This is a genomic window from Gilliamella sp. X-57, assembly GCF_057063565.1.
Window position 1 is genome coordinate 63448 of record NZ_JBXSQI010000006.1, and the last position, 13421, is coordinate 76868.

8 protein-coding genes, 1 pseudogene and 1 riboswitch are annotated in these 13421 nt (G+C 37.1%); of the genes and pseudogenes, 5 read left to right on the plus strand and 4 right to left on the minus strand.

Annotation, left to right across the window (positions count from 1 at the left end):
• Positions 1 to 226: 226 nt before the first annotated feature.
• Positions 227 to 1813 (minus strand): hypothetical protein, encoded by a 1587-nt coding sequence (locus ACYIAL_RS04345; RefSeq protein ID WP_483751078.1) that lies wholly within the window; start codon positions 1811 to 1813, stop codon positions 227 to 229.
• 802 nt (positions 1814 to 2615) lie between these two features.
• On the minus strand, positions 2616 to 5186 hold the full coding sequence (gene clpB / locus ACYIAL_RS04350; protein ID WP_483751079.1) for an ATP-dependent chaperone ClpB: 2571 nt from the start codon (positions 5184 to 5186) through the stop codon (positions 2616 to 2618).
• A 286-nt stretch (positions 5187 to 5472) separates the two neighbouring features.
• Positions 5473 to 5518, plus strand: a riboswitch (PreQ1 riboswitch).
• Between the two features lie 3 nt (positions 5519 to 5521).
• Here clpB and queD point away from each other — a divergent pair.
• From queD to ACYIAL_RS04365, 3 genes are all read left to right on the plus strand, one after another.
• Positions 5522 to 5950 carry a 6-carboxytetrahydropterin synthase QueD gene (gene queD / locus ACYIAL_RS04355; RefSeq protein ID WP_483747469.1) on the plus strand — a complete coding sequence of 143 codons (429 nt, stop codon included), beginning with the start codon at positions 5522 to 5524 and terminating at the stop codon, positions 5948 to 5950.
• Positions 5947 to 6561 (plus strand): 7-carboxy-7-deazaguanine synthase QueE, encoded by a 615-nt coding sequence (locus ACYIAL_RS04360; RefSeq protein WP_483751080.1) that lies wholly within the window; start codon positions 5947 to 5949, stop codon positions 6559 to 6561. The genes queD and ACYIAL_RS04360 overlap by 4 nt, the downstream gene beginning before the upstream one ends.
• A 201-nt stretch (positions 6562 to 6762) precedes the next feature.
• Positions 6763 to 7743 carry a DUF1176 domain-containing protein gene (locus ACYIAL_RS04365; protein ID WP_483751095.1) on the plus strand — a complete coding sequence of 327 codons (981 nt, stop codon included), beginning with the start codon at positions 6763 to 6765 and terminating at the stop codon, positions 7741 to 7743.
• A gap of 146 nt (positions 7744 to 7889) precedes the next feature.
• Here ACYIAL_RS04365 and pgeF read toward each other — a convergent pair whose 3' ends face one another.
• The gene (gene pgeF, locus ACYIAL_RS04370; protein ID WP_483747471.1) at positions 7890 to 8660 is read right to left on the minus strand and encodes a peptidoglycan editing factor PgeF; all 771 of its coding nucleotides are present in this window, start codon (positions 8658 to 8660) and stop codon (positions 7890 to 7892) included.
• Positions 8661 to 8665: 5 nt separating this feature from the next.
• Positions 8666 to 9640, minus strand: a complete 975-nt coding sequence (rluD, locus tag ACYIAL_RS04375) for a 23S rRNA pseudouridine(1911/1915/1917) synthase RluD (RefSeq protein WP_483747472.1) — start codon at positions 9638 to 9640, stop codon at positions 8666 to 8668.
• A 92-nt stretch (positions 9641 to 9732) separates the two neighbouring features.
• On the opposite strand from rluD, the pseudogene bamD reads away from it, so the two are divergent.
• Together bamD and leuS are read left to right on the plus strand one after the other, a co-directional pair.
• A pseudogene (bamD, locus tag ACYIAL_RS04380) lies at positions 9733 to 10455 on the plus strand (outer membrane protein assembly factor BamD); the annotation flags it as partial.
• A gap of 376 nt (positions 10456 to 10831) precedes the next feature.
• Positions 10832 to 13414, plus strand: coding sequence for a leucine--tRNA ligase (gene leuS / locus ACYIAL_RS04385; RefSeq protein ID WP_174796321.1), 2583 nt, complete (start codon positions 10832 to 10834; stop codon positions 13412 to 13414).
• Positions 13415 to 13421: the final 7 nt, after the last annotated feature.

Sequence of the window (13421 nt, forward strand, 5' to 3'; positions counted from 1 at the left end):
AGTCTATTTAGTTTCAGCTAGGTTTCGGACGTGTTATCCATTTGTTGTAAAATCGCTACTGTGATAACATCCGAATAAGGGGGGGAATTTTGCAAAAAATCCCCCCCTTTATTATTTGTATCATCCATAATACTTATCTTTTCAAAACCATCTTTTCTTTACTCTGATGTTCAAATTTTTCCCAGAAAAATTTACTTTTGGTCTTAATATTCCAGCTATTTTTTTGTTATGGTGCTACACAAGCAGCGCGAAGAGCATAAGTGGAATTTTGATCATAAGGATCGGTTATCCCATGACTTCCCCAAATCATAAGCCCTTTTCCATTATAACTATCACTACCGGTCGCATTCTTTGCCACACTGTCACTCCAATACCCTTCATATACATCCCAGTCACTCCCTGGATAACCACTACAGCGAATTGAGTCAATTGCCTCCGCGTTCAAATTATTTACCAAACATCCCCATTCATTGAATATACCTCCTTGCCACTTTGTTGCACTTTCTAGGTAACTTAATTGACGACGATAAGTATTTTCATTTCGACCAGGTACTCCCCCACGCCAGCCATGCGCTGGATAGTTCGAGTTTGTGTACTCATTCACTTCGGGTAATCGATAACCACTCCCTAAACTCTGACAATAGTCTTTGATTCGATTCCGAGCATCCACACCATCATCGGTTCCGCTATAGCTAACTTCTGGCTGTGCGATATACCAGCGCATTAGCTTAAATTCGTATAATAACCTGCTTTTACTTTTATCTGCATATAGTCTAAATGTTACAGGTTTAAAACTTTTATCCCCCGGCGTGTTATATCGCGGACCTTTCAAGGTTATCTTTAAGCCTGGCTCGATATGACCATATATTCCAGAGCCGCGAGTTGTTTTATATCTCCAGCCTTGAGTGCTTTCGGCACTAAGTGTTAAACTTACATTTCCTCCCTCTTCTGCAGTAACAATATTGCCATTGGCAATTAATACTTCCTCTGGGGTTATATTTTTAAATAACAAATAAAAAAATAAATTGTGCGCCCCAGTGCTTGGAAAGTTATTTCTGATTATGGAAGATGCACCTTTATAATTTCCACTATTTGATGTGCTCAGTACCTTATAGCCTTTATTAGCAAACCATGTCGGTCCGTCCATATCAACACTTGCATCACCCCATGAAGTATTATCATATGCTAAGTTAGGTTGCGCATATTCAACAGAACAAGGTACCATATTGTTTCGATTCGGTTTTATATAATATATATGTTCACTTGCATCAAAAGTACTTGTATTTGGAATACCGTAACGTGTTGATAATTCACCTGAAGTCGATTTTACTGTTATTTTATAACTTGCAGTACATGATGTACTTAATAATCCGGTTGGATTTGCTTTTACGCTTGCTGTTATATCGTTATCAGCGCTGTCTTCCCATTTTATTGTTACACTTCCTGTAGCACTAGCTCCTGTTTCTGCATCCCCATCATCATCACCAAAATAATAATAGGGAGCACCAATTAACTGATTTAAATCAATGCGCGGATAATCACTATTCCCTGCCGTTGGTAAAGGTACCACTGTTTTTATATCACTAAACCTTATTGAGGTTTGCGGTAACTCTATCGGATTTGTGATAGTTGAAACATCATCATTCGCTTTTATTATTGTTCCACTTGATAAACTTATGCCTAATAATGAATTAGTATCATTTATCTTTGTCATTCCACTATCAAAGGTTAAATATGGTGCACTACCATGAATCTCTTTAGAAGTTGTCGCATTTAAGGCTGCAACTATATTGACATTGGACATTAATAACATATTTATGCTAATAAATATTGGCCTTACAAAAAATGATGGAAATAAAAATCTTGAGGATTTTATTGATAAATATGTATTTGCCTTTGAATGAGTCTTTAAATTTACACTTAAATTTGAGTTTGTTTTTGAATAAAAAAGTATTGGTGAATTTGGATTACTTACAACCAAAAAATTGCTCCCGTATTAAAACTACTTTATGGCTAGCTAAATGGTGGGCTGGCCTCTAAATAACTGTATTTTAACATGTTTTCAATCCTTCTATCATGATATATATTTGTTTTATTTTAAATTTTTTCGAAGTATAAATAAGTTAATAGGATTTTGCAAATTTGAAATTAAAGATTTTGTTAGAGAAAGTATTAGATGATATTTTTTTGTGCAAATATTTCCAACATCTCTTTGGATGGCAAAAAACAATGGTTTAAACTATTTAAGTTTGTGTATTTTGGTCCAAAGGTATGTTGCTTGTGAAGAATTAGAATGATATTTACCTTTAATTAACTCATATTGCCATAGTAAAATACCATTGCTTATTTTATTTATAAAACTATCTACCATGTTATAAATTGATAGTAACAATCCACTGTTTACTTTTTCTCACATTAATAATATGAAAGTTTTTAAACTTACAATTTTTTAAAGTACGCTGAACTACTAAATCACGTTCAATAATACTACCTTTAAAAATTCAGTCAAAACTCATTCTTTTACATATACCCTTTCTTCTGAACCAAAGGCTGGATAGTCTATTTCTGATATAAAAAACCGACCATAAAAGGTCGGTTTGTCATTTGATGGTTAATTACTGCTTAGCTTCAATATTATCGCCAACAAGATCCAAATGGATAGTTTTTCCTGGAACTAATTTGCCAGACAATATTTGTTGCGCTAATGGGTTTTCAATCTCTTGCTGGATCGCGCGTTTTAGTGGTCTTGCTCCATAAATTGGGTCGAAGCCGACTTTAGCAAATTGTTCCAACGCCGCATCCGAGATATCCAATTGGTAACCACGTTCATCTAAACGTTTTTCAACATGTGCTAATTGAATTTTTGCAATCGCTTTGATGTTTTCTTGACCAAGTGGATGGAAGACCACTGTTTCATCAATACGATTGATAAATTCTGGTCTAAAGTGTTTAGCAACAACTGTCATCACTAACGCTTTCATTTCGTCATAACTTAGCTCAACTTGACCTTGAATTAGGTCAGATCCTAAGTTTGATGTCATAATTATGACGGTATTACGAAAATCAACCGTGCGACCTTGGCCATCGGTTAAGCGTCCATCATCCAGAACTTGCAGTAAGATATTAAAGACATCTGGATGCGCTTTTTCGACTTCGTCAAGTAAAATGACTGAATAAGGTCGACGTCTAACTGCTTCTGTTAAGTATCCGCCTTCTTCATAACCAACATAACCCGGAGGTGCACCAATTAAGCGAGCAACAGAGTGTTTTTCCATAAACTCTGACATATCTATACGCACCATGGCATCTTCGCTATCAAACATAAAGTTAGCCAGTGATTTGCAAAGCTCGGTTTTACCAACCCCTGTTGGTCCTAAGAATAGGAACGATCCAATTGGTCTGTTTGGATCAGAAAGCCCAGCTCGGCTACGGCGAATCGCATTAGCAACCGCTAATACCGCTTCATTTTGGCCAATGACACGTTTATGTAAAGCATCTTCCATATGTAATAATTTGTCTTTTTCGCTCTCAAGCATTCTAGAAACAGGAATACCTGTCGCTTTAGATAGCACTTCGGCAATTTCGTTATCGGTCACTTTGTTACGCAATAACTTCATGGTTTTGCCTTCTAACTGAGTTGCTGAAACAAGTTTCTTTTCGAGCTCTGGTATTTTACCGTATTGTAATTCAGACATTTTGCTCAAGTCGCCAGCTCGACGTGCTTGCTCTATTTCAGTCCGCGCTTTTTCCAGTTCAGCTTTGATGCTTTGCGTGCCCGAAACAGCTGCTTTTTCTGATTTCCATTCTTCTTCAAGTGATGCATATTCCTTTTCTTTTTCAGAAAGTTCATCATTTAACATCTCAAGTCGTTTTTTACTGGCATCGTCAGACTCTTTTTTAAGCGCTTGTTGCTCAAGTTTAAGTTGAATTATGCGCCTTTCAAGTCGATCTAAAGATTCAGGTTTTGAATCCATTTGCATACGAATACTCGATGCGGCTTCGTCAATTAAGTCAATTGCTTTATCAGGCAACATACGATCAGAAATATAACGATGCGATAGCGTTGCCGCCGCCACAATTGCTGGATCGGTAATTTGTACATGATGATGCAGTTCATAACGTTCTTTTAATCCACGCAAAATGGCAATAGTATCTTCAACTGTTGGCTCGGCAACATAGACTTTTTGGAAACGACGTTCTAACGCCGGATCTTTTTCGATATATTGACGATATTCATCAAGTGTTGTTGCGCCCACGCAGTGCAATTCTCCACGAGCTAATGCAGGTTTTAGCATATTACCAGCATCCATTGCACCATCACTTTTACCTGCACCAACCATGGTATGGATTTCGTCGATGAACAATATTATGCGACCTTCTTCTTTTGCTAAGTCTTTAAGCACGGCTTTTAACCGTTCTTCAAATTCACCACGATATTTAGCACCCGCAATTAATGCGCCCATATCTAGCGATAAAACGCGTTTATTCCGCAATCCTTCAGGCACTTCGCGGTTAACAATACGTTGAGCTAAACCTTCCACAATGGCGGTTTTACCAACACCTGGTTCACCAATTAATACCGGATTATTTTTAGTACGGCGTTGTAATACCTGAATTGTTCGGCGAATTTCTTCATCACGACCAATAACAGGATCAAGCTTACCTTGTTCTGCTCGTTGAGTTAAATCAATAGTATATTTTTTAAGAGCACCACGTTGATCTTCTGCATTAGGGTCGTTCACGTTATCGCTACCTCTTACTTGATTGACTGCTTGGCTAAATTTGTCTTTATTGACGCCTGATCTTTTAAGAATATCACTTAAGCTACCTTTGTCTTCTAAAGCGGCTAATATAAAGAGTTCTGATGATATATAGCTATCGCCATTTTTTTGGGATAATTTGTCGCATAGATTTAATACGCGAATAAACTCTTGCGATGGCATAACATCCCCACCAATACCTTGAACTTGGGGTAATCGATCAATGGCTTGCGTTAATTCTTGTTGCAAAATAGCAACATTTGCACCAGCAGTAGTCAATAATGGTGTTATACTGCTACCTTCTTGATTAAGCATGGCTGATAGGACATGCACAGGCTCTATATATTGATTGTCTTTACCCAATGCAATAGACTGCCCACTAGCTAAAGCTTGTTGAAACTTGTTTGTTAATTTATCTAACCTCATAGTATTTATCTCCTGAGCAATAGATTTGGATTCAATGCTTAACGCATTCAACCCATTTGCATGCGATCTAAATGTGTGTTGCAAGCTAAATTTCAAGAGCAAATCCACAATATTTTTTATAAAATTTATACAGCAAGATCAGCAAGTATTTAAAACTTAAATAGTGTCAAAAATAAAGGTTATCACGATTCAATCAATTACCACTCAATGTTGTTTTAAATAAAACTTGCAAGATGACAAATCAGCTTTTATCTATTATATTAGCGTCTTTATTTTGTTAGGTTCGCTAACCGTGGTTCGTAATCCATCCCACGTAAAAAAACTAGGAATATAAAATGTTCAAAATAGCTAAAGAGTTTCAATTTGATGCTTGTCATATGTTAGATGGGCACAATAAAAAGTGTCACAATCTGCATGGCCATACTTATCGCTTATTAGTCGAAATTACCGGTGATCTTATCGATACTGGTTCGAGTCAAGACATGGTCATGGATTATGCTGATCTAAAAATGATTGTTAAACAGCATATTATTGATCCACTGGATCACGCTTATCTTTACAACCAAAATAACCCAAATGAGCGCCGTATCGCCACATTACTGCAAGAAATGGAGCGCAAAATCTTTGCCTTTCCATGCCGAACTACCGCCGAAGCAATGAGCAAATTTATATTTGATCGCCTGTCTCAATATTTGCCTATTTCAATGATCAAATTATGGGAAACACCAACTTCATATTGTGAATATCATCGGAGTCCAAAATGAGTGAATTTCGTATTGTTGAAATCTTCGAATCTTTACAGGGCGAAGGTTATAATACTGGCATGCCTGCTGTTTTTATCCGTTTTGCTGGTTGCAATTTAAATTGTGCTTGGTGTGATACTAATTTCCGCCAATTTACCCGGTTTACGTTAGATACGCTGCTTGCTACAGTAAGCGAATATAACAGCAAAAACATTATCATTACTGGCGGCGAACCCACTATGGTCAAAGCGCTACCCGAACTACTGTTATCATTAAAAAATGCAGGTTATTTTATTGCCATTGAAAGTAATGGACTTGGCAAAGTTGATCCGCTTATTGATTATATAGCACTTAGTCCCAAATTTTGCTATCAATCACATTATCAAAAAATTAAGCAAACAACAGCAAATGAAGTCCGAATTGTTACAGAAAAACATGATGATTTTCTTGATTTTTGCCAATATATTGAAAAACAGATTAATGCTAAACGTTATTATCTTTCACCTTGTGAAAAAAATGGCGAAATGAATATGCTTGAGACAATTGATCTTCTAGGAAAAATCAATCAATACCGTATAGATAATAAATGGCTATTAAGTCTGCAAACCCATAAATTTGCCAATATAGAATAATAGATTAGTATCAAATATTAATACTTAAATAACCTTAAAAAACAAAAGTTTTTATTAATTTTAATCAAATAATTAATCTATTATTTGATTAAAATTATGATTATACTATCCCTCATACCCCATTTTATAAAATTAAACACCATGCGTTTTTACTATTATTTATTCTTAACTGTGTTTTCAACTCCAGCCATAGCTTGGGATATGGTTTGTGATAATACGTTAACTTGTCGTGTTATAGAATATAGCGATATGTCTGATACAGGATTGATAAAATCATCAATATTATTTGAGCGAAAAGCGGGCGCTAATCAGCCAGTTGAAATTTATGTTAGAACAAAAAATAGTGAAGAAGATATCGAAATTAAAGACACACAACAATCAGACAATTCATTGGCTCTGTTCATTAATCAAGAATATTTCGGTGAATTAAAAGAAATACGGAACAATATTTATCAGTTATCACAACATCAAGCCACAAAAGTTATTCAGGCGTTTACAAAAAATAATGAGGTTATATTCCGTAACAATAGAAGCAAATCATCCTTTGCTAATAGTGGATTTGATGACGTTATGTTAAAAATGGATAAAAAGCAAGGTCGTATTGGTACAGTTGGTGCAATTGTCGCACATGGCAATAAAAATGAATCAAACGTGTATGCACCAATACCTGTACCTACTATAATAAAAGGTAAAGTAATTGAGCCAGAACAAAGTGAAGAACTTAATATCGCTGAAGTAACCAAAATATTTCCTCAATTCAAAAAACGTTATATACATGAGGCTAAGTGTCATGCTCATGAATTGGAAAATCCTTATTATGATGAAACGCAAGGATATGATAAAAGATTTCGATTAATCAAATTAGATAATCACCACAACTTACTTGAAACTTTATGTTGGTTTGGTGCATATAACTCAGGCAACGCTTATTGGATAATCCCTAACACAGCTAAACCAAACAATAAAAATATAAAATTTATAAATAGCCAAGGTAACTCATACAAAAATGGAACAATATTTAGTATTGCTAAGCTTAGAGCTGAGGGAGATTGTTTAGAAAAATCTAGTTGGACTTGGAATGGGCATAAATTTATCCTTTCTTCTGATATCAGCACAGGTGAGTGCTTGGGTTTTGATGGTGGAGCTTGGGAATTACCTTCTTTTGTTAGCAAAATAAAGTAACAATTAAGTAATAAAAAGTTTTCAGGGTTTACAGGCGGTTTAGACATTGTACGCTTTATATATTAGCATTTTACCGCCGATTTTACACTATGCTTACTTTATAACCATAGATAAAAGTTGACGTTTTTTAGCTGAAAAACCACCTTTTATTCAAACCAGATCATTGATGCCATTCTGCCGGTTCTCTTTTCGCGCCGATAAGAAAAGAACTTATCTTGTTCAGTATAAGTACAATAATCACCACCAAAAATCTGTATTATTCCCAGCGCTTGTAAGCGTTGTTTAGCAATTAAATAGAGGTTGGCTAGATATTTTTGTTCAGTTGGATTGATTAATTTAAATGCTTCTTGTGCTTTTCGATCGACTTTTTCAAATTGCTGTTTAACTTCAAGACCAACTTCGAATTTTTTGGCACTAATTGCCGGCCCCATCCAAGCGATGATATTTGATGGTGAGCTTGAAAATTTTTTGATGGTTTCTTCTAATATGCCGTTACATAACCCTCGCCAACCGGCATGTGCGGCAGCAACTTCATCGCCTGTTTTTGTGCAAAAGAGTATTGGCATGCAATCTGCGGTTAATACCACGCAGACTTGCTTTGGTTGATTAGTATATGAAGCATCAGCTTCAAAAGTTTGATAGGAATTGATATTGCTGCTGGGTGCTTGTAAGGCAATTTGTGATATATCTAGTGCTATAGTGCTATGGGTTTGCACTAACCAATACGGTTCGCTTGGTATTTGTTCGACTTGAGTGATTCGACGACGATTTTCAGCAATATGCTCTAGATTATCACCAGTTCGATCACCCATATTTAAACTCGCAAATGGCGCTAAACTAACGCCACCTGTTCGTGTTGAGGTAAACGCATGTATGCTTTTGGGTGCTGTCCAATATGGGTAAATCGATTTAATCATATTTATCACCAATCTAATTCATCTTTATGCTGTTGAGTATCTTCTTGCAATGCTTGAATCAGTTTTTGCATATCATCAGGAATAGGCGCATGCCATTCCATTTGTTCGCCTGTTATAGGGTGATATAAGCGTAACATGGTAGCGTGTAATGCTTGGCGGTCAAAATCGCGTAAGGTTTGAATAAACGATTCACTTGCGCCTTTGGGCGGTCTTGGACGCCCACCATAAAGTGGATCACCAATTAATGGGTGGGCAATATGTGCCATATGCACACGAATTTGGTGAGTTCGACCTGTTTCTAAGCGCAAGCGCAAGCGTGTATGTAGACGGTACTTTTCCATTACTCGATAATGGGTGACCGCAGGTTTCCCCGTTGGAAATACTGCCATATGTGTGCGTTTGGTTGGATGGCGCGTAATAGGCTGATCAACCGTGCCACCTGCAGTAATAATACCCATAACAACCGCTTCATATTCGCGCGTGATTTCACGCAATTGGAGCGATTCAACTAAGTGTGTTTGTGCCATAATGGTTTTAGCAACAACCATTAAGCCCGTTGTATCTTTATCTAGACGATGCACAATACCTGCCCGTGGTACTCGGGCTATATCGGGATAATAATGTAATAAGGCATTTAATACTGTACCATCAGGATTACCGGCACCAGGGTGTACAACTAAATCGCGGGGTTTGTTGATCACTAAAATATCGTCATCTTCATAAACAATATTGAGTTTTATATCTTCGGGTTGATGATAGGTTTCTTCTTCGATTTCAGCATTGATTATTATTTTCTCACCACCGAGCACTCTTTCTTTGGGTTTATTAACTATAACATCGTTGACAGTAACTTTATTATTCACAATCCAATCTTTTATTCTTGAACGTGAATAATCAGGAAAAAGCGCTGATAATGCTTGATCTAAACGCATCCCTAGTTGGGTTTGTTCTATTTCAGTTGATAATTTTAACTCGTGCATGTGTAATTTATCTATTTTAAGCTGTTTTGTTTTAGAGTATTATATACCAATCATCGCCTTTAATGTTTAATTATATTTGGATTGAAAACTGAATGAAATTGCGTTTACACTCTTTGTTAGCTATCGCTTTAAGTGGTATGTTAATTGGCTGTACTTCTTCCAAGTCCGATGTTGAAAATATGCCCGAAATTGAACTACATAACAAAGCGAAATCATATCTCGAGAATGGTAATATTAAATCCAGTATCACTGTCTTAGAGGCTTTGGACAAGAATTATCCATTTGGTCCCTATTCTCAACAGGTACAACTTGACTTGATTTATGCTTACTATAAATCAGGTGATTTAACACTAGCTGTTGCGTCAATTGACCGATTTTTAAAACTAAATCCAACGCATCCAAACATTGATTGGGTTATTTATATGCGCGGTATTTCGAATATGGCGCAAGATGATAATATGATTCAAGGGTGGTTCAACGTTGATCGTTCAGATCGCGATGCTGATTATGCCGCAGCAGCGTTTAAGGATTTTACTTATTTAACGACAAGCTTTCCAAACAGTCAATATGCCGCCGATGCGCAAAAACGCCTTGTGTTTTTGAAAAACAGATTGGCTCGCTATCAATTAAAAATTGCGCAGTTCTATACAAAACGCGGCGCTTATGTCGCAGTGATTAATCGTGTGACAGAAATGCTAGTTACGTTTCCAGATACCGATTCAACTAAAGAAGCATTGCTTTTAATGCGCAATGCCTATAACGAGTTAGGCCTAGTTGATGAAGCCCAAAAAGTCGAACAGTTGATTCTAGCAAATCTTGAAAATATGCCTAAAGAAGAACAACGTTCGTTATTATCACGCTTTACCAGCATTTTTAATGGTGGTTAGATATTCTAAATTTAAGATCCCGTTTTTGGCTAATTTTGTATGACTTCAATTGCTATTTAATTAGGCTTAAATAGCAATTAATTCTTTTTATTCTCACCCTTTATGCCTAAACTGTTACAGTTTAAGCATGTTATTTAACATTAGCAATAAAATATACTCAATAGTTTACAATTTATTATTCTTTAAATTTGCTACCGCAAGAAATCAATATCTTGATTCATATATCGTTTGTAAAACGTGTCAATAACCAATACAATTAGCAACATATTTTTATTAGCAATAATAGATAGGACATTAACTGGTCATGCAAGAACAATATCGCCCAGATGAAATTGAAGCCACTGTGCAAAAACACTGGCAAGACAATAAAACTTTTCACGTTACCGAAGATCCATCAAAAGAAAAATATTACTGTTTATCGATGCTACCTTACCCGTCTGGGCGTTTGCATCTTGGTCATGTTCGCAATTACACCATTGGTGATACCATTTCACGTTACCAACGCTTAAATGGTAAAAATGTACTACAACCAATTGGTTGGGATGCGTTTGGTTTACCTGCTGAAGGGGCTGCTGTTAAAAATAATACTGCACCGGCAAAATGGACCTACGAAAATATTGCCTATATGAAAAAGCAATTACAGCTTTTAGGCTTCGGTTATGATTGGGATCGCGAAGTAACCACTTGCCGTCCAGAATATTACAAATGGGAACAATGGTTTTTTACCAAGTTATACGAAAAAGGCCTAGTTTATAAAAAAACATCTGCGGTTAACTGGTGTCCAAATGACCAAACCGTACTTGCTAATGAGCAAGTGGTTGAAGGTTGCTGTTGGCGTTGTAGTACCCCTGTTGAGCGCAAAGAGATCCCGCAGTGGTTTATTAAAATCACCGAATATGCTGAAGAGCTACTTAATGATTTAGATATCTTAGAGGACTGGCCAGAGCAAGTTAAAACTATGCAACGTAACTGGATTGGTCGCTCTGAAGGGGTTGAGTTTGATTTTGCTGTTGAAAATTATGCAGATAAATTACGCGTTTATACAACACGCCCCGATACTTTAATGGGGGTGAGCTTTGTCTCAGTTGCCGCAGAGCATCCTCTTGCACAATTAGCAGCAAAAAACGATCCTAAAATTGCTGAATTTGTTGCTGAATGTAAAAATACCAAAACAGCCGAAGCCGATATGGCAACCATGGAAAAGAAAGGTATTGCAACGGGCTTTTATGCTATCCATCCATTAACAGGAAAAAAAGTCCCTGTTTGGATTGCTAACTTCGTGTTAATTGAATATGGTACTGGTGCAGTCATGGCGGTACCGGGTCACGATGAACGAGATTATGAGTTTGCCTCAAAATACAATTTACCAATTAATCCTGTTATTTTAACTCAAGACGGCAATGCACCCGACTTGTCTGAAAAAGCATATACTGAACATGGCAAATTATTTAATTCTGGCGAGTTTGATGGTCTGGATTTTGAGCAAGCATTTAATGCTGTTGCCGATAAATTAATTGCGTTAGGCATTGGTCAACGAAAAGTTAATTACCGTTTGCGTGATTGGGGCGTCTCACGCCAACGTTATTGGGGTGCGCCTATCCCAATGGTGACGCTTGAAGACGGTACAACTATTCCAACACCAGAAGATCAGTTACCGGTTATTTTGCCAGAAGACGTCGAAATGAACGGTATCACTAGTCCAATTAAGGCCGATCCTAACTGGGCAAAAACAATGGTGAACGGTCAGCCTGCTCTACGTGAAACCGATACGTTTGATACCTTTATGGAGTCATCTTGGTATTATGCCCGTTATACTTGTCCACAATTTGACAAAGGTATGTTAGACGAAAAAGCAGCTAATTATTGGTTGCCTGTCGATCAATATGTCGGTGGTATTGAACATGCGATTATGCATTTGCTTTATTTTAGATTTTTCCATAAATTAATGCGTGATTTTGGTTTAGTTTCGTCCGATGAGCCAGCAAAACGCTTACTATGCCAAGGCATGGTATTAGCCGATGCGTTTTATTATACCAGTCCAACCAATGAACGCATCTGGGTTTCACCAACCGAAGTCACTATTGAACGTGATGAAAAAGGTCGCATTGCTAAAGCCGTTGACAAACATGGCAATGAGCTAGTCCATGCGGGTATGACGAAGATGTCAAAATCCAAAAACAATGGTATCGACCCTCAAGAAATGGTTGAAAAATATGGAGCCGATACAGTTCGATTGTTTATGATGTTTGCTTCGCCAGCGGATATGACATTGGAATGGCAAGAGTCCGGTGTTGAAGGCGCTAACCGATTTATTAAACGTGTGTGGCGTTTAGTGTATGAACATACCCAAAAAGGTCAAATCGCTAAACTTGATATTACAGCCTTAGATAGTGAACAAAAATCATTACGCCGTGAGCTACATAAAACCATTGCGAAAGTGAGTGATGATATTGGACGCCGCCAAACGTTTAATACCGCGATTGCCGCTGTCATGGAGTTTATGAACCGCTTACAAAAAGCACCACAAGAAACCGAACAAGATCGTGCGCTAATGAGTGAGGCATTAAATGCGATTGTTCGTTTGCTTTACCCTATGATGCCACACGCTTGTTTTGCTATGTGGCAAGCTTTAGGCCATAACGAATCGATTGATAATACAACTTGGCCTGTTGCTGACCAATCAGCAATGATCGAGGATGAAAAACTTATAGTTGTGCAAATCAACGGTAAAGTCCGTGGTAAATTTACGGTGCCAGCTAATGCCGATCAAGATTTTGTTGTGTCGCAAGCGAAACAAGAGCCTAACATCCAAAAATACTTGAGCGATGTTACTATCCGTAAAGTAATTTACGTTCCAGGTAAATTATTAAATCTTGTTGTGGGTTAATATTGTT

What these genes read in the sequence shown, in the direction of transcription:
- rluD (WP_483747472.1), bottom strand. Translation starts at nt 9,640, where the DNA reads ATGCACGAGTTAAAATTATCAACTGAAATAGAACAAACCCAACTAGGG.
- ACYIAL_RS04345 (WP_483751078.1), bottom strand. Translation starts at nt 1,813, where the DNA reads ATGTTATTAATGTCCAATGTCAATATAGTTGCAGCCTTAAATGCGACA.
- ACYIAL_RS04365 (WP_483751095.1), top strand. Translation starts at nt 6,763, where the DNA reads ATGGTTTGTGATAATACGTTAACTTGTCGTGTTATAGAATATAGCGAT.
- leuS (WP_174796321.1), top strand. Translation starts at nt 10,832, where the DNA reads ATGCAAGAACAATATCGCCCAGATGAAATTGAAGCCACTGTGCAAAAA.
- clpB (WP_483751079.1), bottom strand. Translation starts at nt 5,186, where the DNA reads ATGAGGTTAGATAAATTAACAAACAAGTTTCAACAAGCTTTAGCTAGT.
- pgeF (WP_483747471.1), bottom strand. Translation starts at nt 8,660, where the DNA reads ATGATTAAATCGATTTACCCATATTGGACAGCACCCAAAAGCATACAT.
- ACYIAL_RS04360 (WP_483751080.1), top strand. Translation starts at nt 5,947, where the DNA reads ATGAGTGAATTTCGTATTGTTGAAATCTTCGAATCTTTACAGGGCGAA.
- queD (WP_483747469.1), top strand. Translation starts at nt 5,522, where the DNA reads ATGTTCAAAATAGCTAAAGAGTTTCAATTTGATGCTTGTCATATGTTA.